Annotated in this window: 9 protein-coding genes; 3 read left to right on the plus strand and 6 right to left on the minus strand. The window is 67.3% G+C overall.

The annotated features are described in order from the left end of the window. Window positions 1-11: 11 nt before the first annotated feature. The gene (locus C8J43_RS02185; protein ID WP_133029543.1) at window positions 12-1,400 is read right to left on the minus strand and encodes a TIGR03013 family XrtA/PEP-CTERM system glycosyltransferase; all 1,389 of its coding nucleotides are present in this window, start codon (window positions 1,398-1,400) and stop codon (window positions 12-14) included. A gap of 161 nt (window positions 1,401-1,561) precedes the next feature. Between C8J43_RS02185 and C8J43_RS02190 the strand changes: the two genes are divergently transcribed. Continuing rightward, on the plus strand, window positions 1,562-2,644 hold the full coding sequence (locus tag C8J43_RS02190) for a mannose-1-phosphate guanylyltransferase/mannose-6-phosphate isomerase (protein WP_133029544.1): 1,083 nt from the start codon (window positions 1,562-1,564) through the stop codon (window positions 2,642-2,644). A 56-nt stretch (window positions 2,645-2,700) separates the two neighbouring features. Here C8J43_RS02190 and C8J43_RS21760 read toward each other — a convergent pair whose 3' ends face one another. Further along, window positions 2,701-2,865, minus strand: a complete 165-nt coding sequence (locus tag C8J43_RS21760) for a hypothetical protein (RefSeq protein WP_165899511.1) — start codon at window positions 2,863-2,865, stop codon at window positions 2,701-2,703. 192 nt (window positions 2,866-3,057) lie between these two features. Between C8J43_RS21760 and C8J43_RS02195 the strand changes: the two genes are divergently transcribed. Next, window positions 3,058-4,872 (plus strand): DUF885 family protein, encoded by a 1,815-nt coding sequence (locus C8J43_RS02195; RefSeq protein WP_133029545.1) that lies wholly within the window; start codon window positions 3,058-3,060, stop codon window positions 4,870-4,872. A 6-nt stretch (window positions 4,873-4,878) separates the two neighbouring features. Further along, a complete protein-coding gene (locus tag C8J43_RS02200) occupies window positions 4,879-5,964 on the plus strand; it encodes a sialidase family protein (protein ID WP_243645368.1) in 1,086 nt (361 codons plus the stop codon). A gap of 179 nt (window positions 5,965-6,143) precedes the next feature. On the opposite strand, the gene C8J43_RS02205 is transcribed toward C8J43_RS02200, so the two are convergent. The 4 genes from C8J43_RS02205 to C8J43_RS02220 all read right to left on the minus strand — a co-directional run bounded on the left by C8J43_RS02205 (window position 6,144) and on the right by C8J43_RS02220 (window position 15,188). After that, window positions 6,144-8,447: a glycoside hydrolase family 3 C-terminal domain-containing protein gene (locus tag C8J43_RS02205; protein WP_133029546.1), complete on the minus strand. Its 2,304-nt coding sequence runs from the start codon at window positions 8,445-8,447 to the stop codon at window positions 6,144-6,146. Between the two features lie 87 nt (window positions 8,448-8,534). Beyond that, complete coding sequence (locus tag C8J43_RS02210; RefSeq protein WP_133029547.1) at window positions 8,535-12,074, minus strand: hydantoinase B/oxoprolinase family protein; 3,540 nt, start codon at window positions 12,072-12,074, stop codon at window positions 8,535-8,537. Between the two features lie 7 nt (window positions 12,075-12,081). Continuing rightward, entirely contained in the window at window positions 12,082-13,146 is a 1,065-nt protein-coding gene (locus C8J43_RS02215) for a PLP-dependent cysteine synthase family protein (protein ID WP_133029548.1), read from the minus strand. Between the two features lie 8 nt (window positions 13,147-13,154). Next, window positions 13,155-15,188, minus strand: coding sequence for a M3 family metallopeptidase (locus tag C8J43_RS02220; RefSeq protein WP_133029549.1), 2,034 nt, complete (start codon window positions 15,186-15,188; stop codon window positions 13,155-13,157). Window positions 15,189-15,192: the final 4 nt, after the last annotated feature.

Genomic DNA, 15,192 nt, shown 5'->3' on the forward strand with positions numbered 1-15,192 from the left:
CATTGGGGCGCTCATCGCGCGCCGGTCGGCCAGAGCACCACGCGCAACGTCTGCAACAGGATCAGCATATCGAGGAACGGCGAATAATTCTTCGCATAATACAGGTCGTATTCGAGCTTGTGCCGGGCATCTTCGATCGACGCACCGTACGGGTAATTGATCTGCGCCCAGCCGGTGATGCCGGGCTTCACCATGTGGCGCTCGGCGTAGAACGGCAGCTGCTCCTCGAGTTGCTCGACGAACTGCGGACGTTCGGGACGCGGGCCGACGAAGCTCATCTCGCCCTTGAGCACGGTCCAGGTCTGCGGCAGTTCGTCGATCCGGACTTTCCGGATGAACCGGCCGATCCGGGTGATCCGCGGATCGTCTTCTGCCGCCCAGACCGCGGTGCCCGCGACCTCGGCATCCTGCCGCATCGACCGCAGCTTCAGAATGTCGAACCCTTCATTGTACAGCCCGACGCGGCGCTGGCGGTAGAACGCCGGGCCTTTCGATTCGAGCTTGATCGCCGCCGCGGTCAGCAGGATCACGGGCAACGTCAGGACGAGTAGCAGCCCGCTCGCGAAAATGTCGAAGGCGCGCTTGAAGACGCTCGACAGCATCCGGCTCGAGGCGAACCCGTCGGAGAATATCAGCCAGGACGGATTGACGCTCTTGAGGTCGATCCGCCCGGTCTCGCGTTCGAGAAAGGTCGAGATCTCGCTGACCTGGACGCCGGTGGTACGGACCCGCAGCAGATCCTTCATCGGCAGCGCGTTGCGGCGCTCGTCGAGCGCGAGCACGACCTCGCTCGCGTTGCGATCGACGATATGCGCCGACAGATTGGGAATTTCCGCGCGCGGCCTGGCCTCGCCGATCACCTGATTGGGCTCGCCCATCGCGACGAAATCGGCGACGATGAAGTTGATGCCCGGCTGTTCGGACAGCTGGAGGATCCGCGCGGCGCGGGCACCGGCACCGAGCACGACGATCCGACGCTTGAAGGTATCGCCCCCCAGCGTCTTGCCGAGCAGCGCGCGGACCGTGACCAGCAGCACCGTCGCAATGATCGTCGAATAGAGCAGGTTCGACCGCCAGAAGCTCAGCGCGGGCACGAGGAAGAAGATGAACGACAGCGCGATCACACCGAGCGCCAGCGCCACCGCAAGCCGGGCGGCGGCGAACCGCAGCGACAGGAACGACGCCACACCGTACGCGCCGACCGCGACCAGCGACACCTGGAGCGCGATCGCGAAGGTCAGCAACTGCGCGATCCGCGTATGGATCGGCGCGACCGCCATGCCGATCTGATGCGCGCGAACGACCCAGCCGATCTCCGCGGAGGCGATCAGCAGGGCAAGATCGACCAGTCCGAGCAGCAGCACGGCATGCGGCACATAGTGTTTGAAGAGCCGTATCATCGCACGCTATCCCGACACATCATCTGTAAATGCTACCGACACCTGGCCAGTGCTACGCTGTCAAATACCAAAAAACCCTGAAGACCGTGCAGCGAATTGACCGATTATACGATTGGCAGGCACGGACTCGTCGTTATAGCTCGGCGCAATCTGGAGGATTCATGACCGTACGTAAGATCGTCCCCGTTATCCTGTCGGGTGGTTCGGGGACCCGCCTCTGGCCGATGTCGCGCCCCGAAATGCCCAAGCAGATGCTGGCGCTGACCGCGGACGAGACGATGCTGCAGCTGACCGCCGGGCGCGCGCTGGGCGAGCGCTATGCGGCGCCGATCGTGGTCGCCAATGCGCGCCATGCAGAGCTCGTCGAGCAGCAACTCGCCGAGGCCGGCGCCGCACCACAGGCGCTGATCCTCGAACCCGCCGGCCGCAACACCGCGCCAGCGATCGCGCTGGCCGCGCTCGCAGCGAAGGCCGCCTCGGCGGGCGGTGGTGGCGATGCGCTGCTGGTGATGCCGTCCGACCATGTGATCGGCGACGTCGCCGCGTTCCACGCCGCGATCGAGGCGGCGATGCCGCTGGTGGCGCAAGGCTGGCTCGTGACCTTCGGGATCGCGCCCGATGCCCCCGAGACCGGCTATGGCTGGATCCAGATCGGCGACGAGCTCCAGCCCGGCATCAATCGCGTCGCGCGGTTCGTCGAGAAGCCTCCGCTCGACAAGGCGCAGTCGATGCTGGCGAGCGGCGATCATGCCTGGAACGGCGGGATCTTCCTGTTCCTCGCCGACGCCTATCTCGAGGCGCTCGCGCAGTTCCATCCCGGCATCCTGGTCGCGACGCGCGAGGCGATGGACAAGGCGCGGATCGAGGGCACGCGGGTCTATCCCGATGCGGCCGCGTTCGCCGCGTCGCCGGACGATTCGATCGACTATGCGGTCATGGAAAAGGCCGACCGCGTCGCGGTGGTGCCGGTCGCGATGGGCTGGAACGACGTCGGCAGCTGGGACGCGCTGCATGCGATCAGCGATCGCGACGCGAGCGGCAACGCGCATCGCAGCGACAAGGACGGCGATGTGCTGGCGATCGACACGCAGAACTGCTTCGTCCGCAGCGACGGCATCCGCGTGTCGCTGGTCGGCGTCGAGGATTTGATCGTGGTCGCGAGCGGCAACGACGTGCTGATCATGCCGCGCGGCCGCAGCCAGGAGGTCAAGAAACTGATCGAGGCGATGAAGGCCAAGGCGTAACCGAAAGCGGGTGCGGGCACCGAAGACGGCCCGCACCTGCTTTCGTTACAGATACGTCACGGGCGTTTACGGCGGCTCGGCACCTTGGACAGCAGGGTCAGCAACGTCGGCAGGTCGTCGGTGATCATCGTATCCGTCGGCGTCTGCCACGAATTGCGCAAGGTTTCGCCAACCGCGTGCAAGCGCCCATCGTTGAACGGCTTGGATGATCTATCTCGCACGGCTGGTCTCGATACGCACACGGGCGACCGACGGGTCGTTGGGGGTGGATCAACAACACCGCCGGTCTCCCTGTTTGAACCGCCAGCGTCAGATGTGGTTCCCGCGGTCGCGACGAGATTTGGACGACGCCCAACTGGCAAAGCCGTGTCATGTTCGCCTAGGATAGGCAGCATATCACGGGAGAGTTCGTCATGGATCGTCGTCAGTTTCTCACTTCGGGCGGTGTCGCCGCGCTCGCGACCACCTTGCTGCCCTCAGCCGCCTTCTCGAAACCCACCGGCGACACCACGCTGAACGCCGATTTCGAACGGATCTTCCAGCAAAACGTCGCGCGATCGCCCGAGCTCGCGACCTCGCTCGGCCTCGACAAGGGACCGTTGGCAGCCCTCAAGAGCCAGCTTTCGCCGCGGACCCCCGAGAAGCGCGCGAGCGATGTCGCCGAGACCAAGGCCGCGATCGCGAGCCTCGCGCGCTATGACGGCGCGGCGCTGTCGCCGGCCGCCAAACTGAACCTCGAGGTCGTCCGCTATTCGCTCGAAACGCAGATCGCCGCGCCCGAAAGATTCGGCATGGACAGCCCGATCCGCCCCTACCGGATCTTCCAGCAGGGCGGCGCCTATTTCCAGGTGCCCGACTTCCTCAACACCGCGCACACGATCGCGGCGACACCCGATGCGGAGGCGTATCTGGCGCGGCTCGACCAGTTCGGCACCGTGCTCGATCAGGAGAGCGCGATGCAGCAGGCCGAGGCGGCGCGTGGCCTGCTGGCACCCGGCTGGTCGCTCGACCTGACGCTTGGCCAGATGCGCAAACTGCGTAGCCAGCCGGCGGCGACGTCGAGCATCGTCCAGTCGCTCGTCAAGCGCGCCGCGGCGAAGGGCCTCAGCGGCGACTGGCAGGCGCGTGCCGCGAAGATCGTCGACGACAAGGTCTATCCCGCACTCGACCGTCAGATCGCGCTGATCGAGCGACTGAAGCCGACTACCAAGCCCGGCGACGGGATATGGCGCGTGCCGAACGGCGACGCGATCTATGCGATGGCGCTGAACCAGGCCACGACGACAACGATGAGCCCCGACGAGGTCCACCGCATCGGCCTCGCACAGGTCGCCGAGATCACCGCGCAGCTCGACACCATTCTGAAGTCCCAGGGCTATGCCACCGGCACGGTCGGCGAGCGGCTCGCCAAGCTGAACGTCATGCCCGACCAGCTGTACCCGAACACCGCTGAAGGGCGCACCGAGCTGATCGCCGGGCTGAACGAGGGCATCAAGGCGATGTACACCAAGCTGCCCAAGGCGTTCTCGCGTGTGCCGACGCAGCCGCTCGAAATCCGTGCGGTACCGGTCGAGATCCAGGACGGCGCCGCCAACGGCTATTACAACCGCGCCTCGCTCGATGGCAGCCGCCCGGCGATCTACTTCGTCAACCTGAAGGACGTTGGCGACTGGCCGAAATACACGCTGCCGTCGCTCACCTATCACGAGGGCGTGCCGGGACATCACCTCCAGATCAGCCTCGCGCAGGAATCTAAGGACATTCCGACGCTCCGGAAAATCGGCTTCTTCTCGGCCTATTCGGAAGGCTGGGCGCTGTATGCCGAGCAGTTGGCGGACGAACTCGGCGCCTATGCGACACCGCTCGAGCGTGCGGGCTATCTCCAGTCGTTCCTATTCCGCGCGACGCGACTGGTGGTGGATACCGGCATCCACGCCAAGCAGTGGAGCCGTGAGAAGGCGACCGACTATATGGTCGCGACGACCGGCTTCGCGCGACCGCGGACGCTGCGCGAGGTCGAACGCTATTGCACGCAGGCGGGACAGGCGTGCAGCTACAAGGTCGGCCACATGGCGTGGACGCGCGCGCGCGCCAAGGCAAAGGCGGCGCTCGGCAGCCGGTTCGACCTGAAGCAGTTCCACGACATCCTGCTCGAAGGCGCGATGCCGCTGACCATCCTCGAACGGCGCGTCGACGAGCGGATCGCGGCAATTCGCGGGCGGGCGTAAGTCCCCGTGAAGGCGGCGATCATCGGGCTGGCAGCGCTGCTGTCGGGGGCTGGCGCTCCCGACACTGCCGCGCGGTCAGCCGCATCAGATGCGATCCTCGACGCCGAACTGATCGATGCGCACGCCCCCTACCCGCAGGCGCACGCGTCGACGATCGTGCAACTCGCCGACGGCAGCCTGATGGCGGCCTGGTTCGCCGGATCGGGCGAAGGCAATGCCGATGTCCGCATCTGGACGTCGCGCAACGGCGACGGCATGGGCGACGGTTGGACCGCGCCCGAGCCGGTGGCGAGCGGGATCGGCGCGGATGGTCGCCGCTTTCCCACCTGGAACCCGGTGCTCTTCCAGCCGGCCCCCGGCGACCTCCGCCTGTTCTACAAGGTCGGGCCGAACCCGCGTGACTGGTGGGGCATGATGCTCCGCTCGACGGACGAGGGCCGTAACTGGGGCAAGCCGGAGCGCCTGCCCGATGGCGTCCTCGGCCCGATCAAGAACAAGCCCGTCGTGCTCCGCGATGGCAGCTGGCTATCGCCGTCGAGCCGCGAGGAGGGCACCGCGGAGGCCAATCGCTGGTCGCTCCGCATGGAACGCAGCACCGATCGCGGCGCGCACTGGACGGTCGAGCCGCCAATCCCCTCGCCGATGCATATCGAGGCTATCCAGCCGAGTGTGCTGTCCTATCCCGACGGGCGGCTCGAACTCGTCGCCCGCACGCGCCAGGGGGCGTTGGCGATGAGCTGGTCGAAGGATACCGGCCGGACCTGGTCGCCGCTTGCCGCGATCGACCTACCCAACCCGAACGCGGGCACCGATGCGGTGACGTTGCGCGATGGGCGACAGTTGATCGTGTATAATCACAGCGGTCATTGGCCCGACCGTCCGGGCGACGGACCGCGCTGGCCGCTCAATCTCGCGCTGTCGGACGATGGCGTGCGCTGGCATCCGGTGCTGACGCTGGAGAGCAAGCCGCTTCCCGACGGCTATGCCTATCCCGCGGTGATCCAGACGCGCGACGGGCTGGTCCGGATTACCTACACCTATGACCGAAAGCACATTAAATACGTCGTGGTCGACCCGCGGAGACTGCGCTGATCCGGACTAGAGCGATGCCCACGCCGTCTCGAAGTTCAGTTTGGACTTCATCGTCGTACGGCACCCTGCCCTTGCTCTCCCGCGAAGGCGGGAGCCCAGTCTGGCTCCCCGCCTTCGCGGGGAAACATGTCTTTGGTCCCGGGGGTTCGCGCCGAGCCGCGCGCCCCCCCCGAAACCGCTCAGCGTCCCCGGGCGTCGAGCGTCTGCGCGGCCACGCGGACCGTTGCGGTCTGGACGATATCCGCTGCCGACGTCGCCAGCATGACCTTGTAGTCGCCGCCAGCTATCTTCCAACCGCCGCTGGCGACGTCGAACGTCGCGAGCAGGCGCGGGTCGATCGTCACCGACACCGTCTGGCTCTTGCCTGGGGCGAGATCGACCTTGCGGAACGCGCCGAGCCGCTTGGGCGCTTCCCAGCCGGCGCCCGACACATAGACCTGTGCGACCGCCTTGCCCTGCACCGCGCCGGTGTTCTGGACGGTGAAGTCCGCCTTGATGCCCTTGCCCGCGGGCGCCGCGGTCAGCCCGGTCATCGCGAAGTTCGTGTAGGACAGGCCGTAGCCGAACGGGAACAGCGGTTTGGCGCCGGTTTTGTCGAACCACTTGTAGCCGACCGCCGCGCCCTCGATGTCGTAATTGCCCATCGGATGCGAATCGCGGTCGAGCTTGGGATCGCCCTCCAGCTTGGGCCGCGGCGTCTGCGCGGGCGACGCGGGGAACGTCGCCGGCAAGTGGCCCGACGGATTGATCTCGCCGGTCAGCACGCGCGCGATCGCCTCGCCGCCTGCCGTACCAGGGTACCACGCCTCCAGCACCGCGCCGACCTTGCCGAGCCACGGCATCACCACCGGACCGCCGGTTTCGAGAACCACGACCGTCTTCGTGTTCGCGCGCGCGACCGCATCGATCAACGCGTTCTGGCCAGCCGGCAGGTTCAGGTCGGGGACGTCGAACGACTCGCCCGTCCACTGCTCGCCGAACACGATGACGACGTCCGCATTCCGCGCCGCCGCGGCAGCGGCCTTGACGTCCTTGCCGTCGAGATAGGTCACGGTCGCGCCAGTCCGCGCCTGCAGCGCCTTCATCGGTGACGACGCGTGATAGGTCTTGGGGCCGGGGAAACCGCTCGGGAATTCGTCGGGTACGATCAGGCCGTTGGTCGGCGCATTGTGCGAATACACCTGCGACGATCCACCGCCCGACAGCACGCCGACATCGGCATGCGCGCCGATCAGCAGGATCGACTTGGCCGACTTGGCGATCGGCAGCAGACCCGCGGTGTTCTTGAGGAGGATGATGCCTTCCTCCGCATCGGCGCGCGTCACCGCGGCATGCGCAGCGTAGTCGATCTTGGTAGCCTGGTCGCCGTTCACCACCGTGTCGAACGCCCCGACGGAGACCATTCCCCACAGCACGCGCCGCGCCATGTCGGTCGCGCGCGCTTCGCTGACGTGACCGTTGTTGACTGCCTCGCGCAGGGCATCGGCAAAGTACGCCGAGCGATCGAACGCCCAGCCCGACTGCTGGTCGAGCCCGGCATTGGCGGCCTCGCTGGTCGAATGCGTCGCGCCCCAGTCGGACATGACATAGCCCTTGAAGCCCCAGTCGCGCTTCAGGACTTTGTTGAGCAACCAGTCGTTCTCGCACGCATAATGGCCGTTCACACGGTTGTACGAGCACATCACCGAGCCGGGCTGGCCGACCTCGTTGGCGATCTCGAACGCGAGCAGATCGGACTGGCGCGCCGCCTGTTCGCCGATCTTGTGATCGATGTTGTTGCGGTTCGTCTCCTGGCCGTTGAACGCGTAGTGCTTCATCGTCGAGACGACGTGCTGCGACTGGATGCCCTTGATCTCGTGGCCGGTGATGACGCCCGCCAGCAACGGATCCTCGCCGCCATATTCGAAATTGCGCCCGTTGCGCGGTTCACGCGTCAGGTTCATGCCGCCCGCGAGCTGCACGTTGAAGCCCGACAGGAACGCCTCTCGGCCGATCATCGCGCCGCCGGCCTGCGCCAGCTCGGGGTTCCAGGTCGCCGCGGTCGCGATCCCCGACGGCAGCGAGGTGCGGAGGCGCGGCGTCGGCCCGCGCTGGCTGGCGACGCCGACGCCGGCATCGGTCTCCCACTGGTTCGGGATGCCGAGCCGCGGGATACCGGGGACGATCCCGGCGGACGCGGGCAGGCCGTCCTTCGGATAGACCCAGTTCTTGACCGGCGTCTTCAGCCAGTCCGCGTTGGTCGCGAAATAACCGAAGGTGAGTTGCAGCTTCTCGTCGAGCGTCATCTCCTTGAGGAGCAGGTCGACACGCGCATCGGCATTGAGCTTGGTGTTCATCCAAGGCCGCGCCTTGGGGGCCGCGGTCTTCGCCGCCGCTGCACCGGGCGCGTTGTTGGTCGTCTGCGCGGCAACCGGCGCCGCAATCGCGAGAACCGATCCCGCGAGCAATCGGACGAACAGGGCGCGGGAACGGGATGCGGTCATGGGCTTCACTTTCACGGTGATCTTGTGCGGACCGTGTGTGACGCGTCCGTCCCGTTGCCGCAACCGGTCGTCGTATCGGACAGCGGATCAAATGGGTCCGAAACCACCGCCACCGGGTGTTTCGATCACGAACACATCGCCCGGCCGCATGTCGACCTTGGCGGTCGAGCCGAGCCGCTCGACGTGGCCATCAGCGCGCTCGACGGCTGCCGAGCCCAGCCCGCCGTCTTTGCCGCCTGCCATCCCGAACGGGGCCACGCGGCGGCGGTTGGCGAGGATGCAGGCGGTCATGTCCTCTAGGAACCGGACTCGTCGCGTCGCTCCGTCGCCGCCGTGATGCGCGCCCGCGCCGCCCGAGCCGGCGCGGATCGAGAATTCTTCCAGCAGTACGGGAAAGCGCGTCTCGAAGATTTCCGGGTCGGTCAGCCGGCTGTTGGTCATGTGCGTCTGAATCACCGAGGCGCCGTCGAAGCCGGGGCCTGCGCCTGCACCGCCGGCGATCGTCTCGTAATATTGGTGCGTGTCGTTGCCGAAGGTGAAGTTGTTCATCGTCCCCTGGCTCGCCGCCATCGCGCCGAGCGCGCCGAACAGCGCGTCGGTGACGACTTGGCTGGTCTCGACGTTGCCCGCGACGACCGCAGCCGGATAGCGGGGGTTGAGCATCGAGCCTTCGGGCACGCGTATCGTGACACCGCGCAGGCAGCCGTCGTTGAGCGGTACCGCCTCGTCGATCAGTGCACGGACGACGTAGAGCACGGCCGCGCGGACGATCGAGACGGGGGCGTTGAAGTTGGTCGGGCGCTGGTCGCTGGTGCCGGCGAAGTCGACCTCCATCGTCGCGGCGCCGTGATCGACGCGGATCGCCACGCGGACGACGGCGCCGTCGTCCATCCCGTAGGCGAACGCGCCGTCGTTAAGCGTCGCGATCAGACGGCGGACAGCGGCGTCGGCGTTGGCCTGGACGTGCTCCATATACGCAGCGACGACGTCCGTGCCGTACTCGTCAGCCAGCCGCGTGAGACCGGTCGCGCCGCGCGTACAGGCGGCCAACTGCGCGGCGAGATCGGCGATGTTCTGGTCGATGTTACGCGAGGGATAGACGCCGCCGGCGAACACCGCGCGGAGTTCGGGTTCGAGGAAGCGGCCTTCGTCGACCACCAGCACGTCGTCGAGCAGCACGCCCTCTTCCTCGACCGAGCGGCTTTCGGGCGGCATCGATCCTGGGGTGATTCCGCCGACGTCCGCGTGATGCCCGCGGGCCGCTACGAAGAACGCGGGCGCATCGCCGTCATCCGCGAAAACCGGCATGATGACGGTGATGTCGGGGAGGTGCGTGCCGCCACGATACGGCGCGTTGAGCGCGTAGGCGTCGCCGCGGCGGATACCGCGGCCGTCTGCACCGCCGCCTCGTGCGTCGATGATCGTGCGGATGCTCTCGCCCATCGAGCCGAGGTGGACCGGGATGTGCGGGGCGTTGGCGACGAGGTTGCCGTGCGCGTCGAACAGCGCGCAACTGAAATCGAGCCGTTCGCGGATGTTGACCGACGCGGCGGAGCGCTGGAGCGCGGCGCCCATTTCCTCGGCGATGCTCATGAACAGACCGGCGAAGATCGCCAGCCGGACCGGGCCGGATTCGATGCCCATGCTCGCGCCGACGCGCGGGGCGATGCGGTCGAGGATCAAATTGCCGATCGGATCGACGCGCGCGCGCCAGCCGGGCTCGACGATGGTGGTCGAGACGCTGTCGAGGATCAGTGCCGGGCCATCGATGGCGTGTCCGGCGGGCAGGCCTTCGCGCGCCAGGACGGGCGTGTCGTGCCATGCACCGGCCATATAGACCGGGGCGACGGACAGGGGCGCGGCTGGCTCTTCGGGGAAGGCGGCCAGTGCGGCATCGAGCGGCGGACTCTCGGCGATCGCCTCCGCGACGATCCGGTCGGCGATCAGCGGTGCTTCGCTGGCGAACCCGAACTGCGCGATGTGTGCGGCGTCGAACGCGGCGATCATTGCGGCCGGGTCGTCGAGATCGAGTTCGATGGTGTGGTCGGTCTGGCCTCGGCGCAGATGCACGCGGCGTTCGATCCGCACGTCGTCCGCCGTGACGCACTGCGCCACCAGGGCGTCGCGCGCTGCTTCCGCCAGACCGTCCAGCGCCTGCGTGATCGCGGCATAGTCCGCGAACGCAGCACCCGAGGTCGCCTCACGGAGCACGCGGCGATCAGCTAGCCCCATGCCGTACGCCGACAGCACGCCGGCCAGCGGGTGGATCATCACCCGGTCCATCGCCAGCGCATCGGCGACGAGGCACGCATGCTGCCCCCCTGCTCCACCGAAGCACGCAAGCGTATAACGCGTCACGTCGTGCCCGCGCGCGACAGAGATCGTCCGGATCGCATTCGCCATATTCGCCACCGCGACCGCGACGAACCCTTCCGCCGCGACCTGCGGATCGAGCGGCAATTCCGCGAACCGGGCGGTCACCGCCTCGGCGTCGAGCGGCTGGTCGCCGGCCGGTCCGAACAGCGCCGGGAAGAACTCGGGGCGCACTTTCCCCAGCATCACGTTGCAGTCGGTGACGGTAAGCGGCCCGCCACGACGGTAACATGCGGGGCCCGGAACGGCACCGGCGCTCTCGGGGCCGACGATCAACCGCTCGCCGTCGAACCGACAGATCGAGCCGCCACCCGCCGCGACGGTGTGGATGCGCAGCATCGGCGCGCGGATGCGGGCGCCGGCAATCAGCGTCTCGGTGTCGCGTTCGTACGTCCCGGCGTAGTGCGACACGTCGGTCGAGGTGCCGCCCATGTCGAAGCCGATGACGTGCTCGAACCCGGCCTCGCGCGCCGTCGCGGCCATGCCGACGATGCCGCCCGCGGGGCCCGACAGGATCGCGTCCTTGCCGCGAAAGCCTGCGCCGTCGACCAGTCCGCCCGACGACTGCATGAACAGCGCGCCCTGCCCCAGCGCGTCGCTCAAGCCCGCGACGTAGCGATCGACGACCGGCGACAGATACGCATCGACGACGGTCGTATCGCCGCGCCCGATCAGCTTTATGAGCGGCGCGACGCGGTGGCTGACCGAGATTTGCGTGAAGCCGATCTCGGCCGCGACTGCCGCCAGCGCTTCCTCGTGCGCGGTGAAGCGGTAGCCGTGCACCAGAACGATCGCGACGGCGCGCAGCCCGCTTTCGAATGCCGCCTGCAATCCCACGCGTGCCGCATCCGTATCAAGCGGACGGAGGACATCGCCCTCGGCCCCGACACGCTCGTCGATCTCCACGACATGCGCGAACAACGGGGGTGGCCGGTTCACGTCGCGCGCGAAGATGTCGGAGCGTTCCTGGTGGCCGATCAGCAGCGCATCGCCGAACCCGCGCGTGATCGCGAGGCACGTCGGCTCGCCCTTGCGCTCGAGCAGCGCGTTGGTCGCGACCGTCGTCCCGATCCGCAGTTCGAGCGGCACGTCCGCCCCGTTGGTCAGCCGCCGGATCGCCTCGACAGCCGCGTCACCGTAGCGTTCGGGATCTTCCGACAGCAGCTTGGCCGTGACGATCCGACCATCGGGTTGCCGCGCGACGACGTCGGTGAACGTGCCGCCGCGGTCGATCCAAAACTGCCATGTGGTCATCGGTTACTCAGCCCAGAAATTGCGTCATCCGCGCCGCGGGATCGGTCCACGCGACCCCGCGATCGTCGAGCCATACGTCGTCGTAATAGGTGCAGCCATAACGGTCGCCGCCATCGCACAACAAGGTGACGATGCTCCCGGTCTCACCCGCCGCCGCCATCTCCTCGACGATCTGCGCGCAGGCCCAGAGGTTGGTCCCGGTCGAGCCGCCGACGCGCCGGCCGAGCCGGTCGGACAGCGCGCGCATCGCACCGATGCTGTCGGCGTCCTCGACCGCGATCATCCGGTCGATCACGCTCGGCACGAAGCTGGGCTCGACCCGCGGCCGTCCGATCCCCTCGATCCGCGACGCGCACCCCTCGGGCAACGCGACCACCGATCGGTCCTCGAAATGCCGGTGGAACACCGAGTGCACCGGGTCCGCGACGCAGAGTTTCGTGTCGTGCCGGCAATAGCGGATGAAGCGCCCGATCGTCGCCGACGTGCCGCCGGTCCCCGCACCGCAGACGATCCAGGACGGGCACGGATGCTCCTCCTCGGCCATCTGCGCGAAGATGCTCTCGGCGATATTGTTGTTGCCGCGCCAGTCGGTCGCTCGCTCGGCATAGGTGAACTGGTCGAGATAATGCCCGCCGGTTTCGGCCGCGAGCCGGTGCGACACCGCGTAGACGGTGCGCGGATCGTCGACCATGTGGATCTCGCCGCCGTGGAAGCGGATCGCGTCGAGCTTGGGCTTGGCGGTCGTCGCGGGCACTACGGCAAAGAACCGCAGCCCCAGCATTTTCGCGAAATACGCCTCCGACACCGCGGTCGATCCCGACGAGGATTCGATCACCGTCGTCTCGGGCCCGATCCATTCGTTGCACAGCGCGTACAGGAACAGCGACCGCGCGAGCCGGTGCTTGAGGCTGCCCGTCGGATGCGAACTCTCGTCCTTCAGGTACAGCACGATCCCGGGATACCGCGGCAAATCCACCCGGATCAGATGCGTGTCGGCGGACCGGTTATAGTCCGCCTCGATCCGCCGCACCGCCTCCGACAACCAGCGCCGGTCGACGCGCTTCCCCGTCATTGCAGGCGTCATTGCAGCCCGTGACGGACCAGCATCGCGGTCGGCTCGGGATCACGCCCGCGGAACGCGCGGAAGCTTTCAGCCGCCGGCCGCGTCGCGCCGCGCGCGAGCACTTCCTCGCGGAACCGGTCGCCGGTCTTGCGATCGACCAGGCCAGCCTCCGCGAACGCCTCGAAGCCATCGGCTGCCAGCAACTCGGCGTAGAGATAGCTGTAATAGCCCGACGCATAGCCGCCCGCGAAAATGTGGCTGAACGCGTGCGGAAAGCGGTGCCATGCGGGCGGGCGGATCACCGCCACCTCGTCGCGCACCGCCTCGATCACCTCGATCGGATCGCTGCCCATCGTGCCGAGATGCAGCAGCAGGTCGAACAGCGCGAACTCGACCTGGCGCAAGATGAACATCCCCGCCTGGAAATGCCGTGCCTTGACCATCCGCTCGAACAGGTCTGCGGGGAGCGTCTCACCGGTCTTGTAGTGGCCGGACATGCCGGTCAGCACGTCCTTATCCCAAGCGAAATCCTCCATCAGCTGGCTCGGCAGCTCGATCGCGTCCCATTCGAACCCGTTGGTGCCGGCGATGCTCGGGCGGTTCACCTTGGTGAAGAGCAGGTGGATGCAGTGGCCGGTCTCGTGCAGCAGCGTCGTCACGTCGTTGTGGCTCAGCAGCGACGGCGTCTCGCCGCCATCGGGCGCGAAGTTGCAGACGAGATACGCGACCGGCACCGTCACGGTATTGCCATCGTGCAACCGCGGCCGCGTCTGCGCCATCCACGCGCCGCCTCGCTTGCCTGTACGCGCGTGCAGGTCGAGATACAGCCCGGCGAACACCGTCCCGCTCTCGTCCACCACGTCGAAGAACCGCGCATCGTCATGATACAGCGACACGTCGTCGCGCTCGACGAGCTTGATGCCGAACAAGCGCTGCATCAGCGTCTGCCAGCCCTCCATCACGCGCTCGACCGGGAAATACGTCTTCACAACCTGCGCATCGACCGCATAGCGATCCTGCCGCAACCGGTTCGACACGAAGCCCGCATCCCACGGCTCGAAATCTGCGATCCCGAGCTGCCCGGCGGCAAACGTCTTCAGTTCGGCGAGGTCGCGCTCCGCGGCCGGCTTCGCGCGCCGCGCCAGATCGCGCAGGAACGCGATCACTTCGGCGCCATTCGGGGCCATCTTGGTCTCCAGCGACCACGCGACCGGATCGGTGAAGCCGAGCAGCTTGGCGCCCTCATGCCGCAGTTCGAGGATACGCGCGATACGCGCGGTATTGTCGAACTCGCCGGCGTTCGGCCCCTGGTCCGACGCGCGCGTGGCAAACGCGCGGTACATGCGCGCACGCAGGTCGCGGTTCTCGGCGAAGGTCAGCACCGCGTTGACGCTCGGCTGTTGCAGCGTGACCAGCCAGCCCGCCTGCCCCTTCGCCTTGGCGGCATCCGCGAACATAGCCTTGTCCGCGTCCGAAATCCCTGCGAGATCGGCCTCGTCCGTCACCAGCTCAGACCAGGCATCGGTCGCATCCAGCACCGCGCTGCCGAACTCGTTCGACAACCCCGAAAGCTCGACCGAAATCTCGCTGAACCGATCGCGTGCCTCGGGCTCCAGCGCCACGCCCGACAGCGTAAAATCGCGGATCGCCTGCTCCACCGCGACCCGGTCTTCGACGGGCAGGTCGGCAAACTCGGGCGACACGCTCAGCGCGACGAACACCTCATACAAATCGCGGTTCTGCCCGACCTTCATGTCGTTCTCGACGAGCCGCTTCTGCCCCTCCGAATATGCCGCGCGCAGCTCGGGCGTGTCCGCGACGCCGTGCAGATGCGACACCGCCGACCAGATCGCGCCGATCTCGGTATTCGCGCGCTCGTACGGCAGCCACGCGCCCGAGAAGTCGGTCGGCCGCGCGGTCGTCAGTGCCTCGACCATCGCCTCATGCCGCGCGATCGCCTCGTCGAGCGCAGGTGCGATCTGGTCGGGCGACAGCTCGGCGAAACGGGGCAGCGACAGCGTATCGAGAAGCGGGTTCGTCGGGGCAGTCATGGGA

The sequence above is a fragment of the Sphingomonas sp. PP-CE-1G-424 genome (genome assembly GCF_004341085.1).
Classification (GTDB): Bacteria; Pseudomonadota; Alphaproteobacteria; order Sphingomonadales; family Sphingomonadaceae; genus Sphingomonas.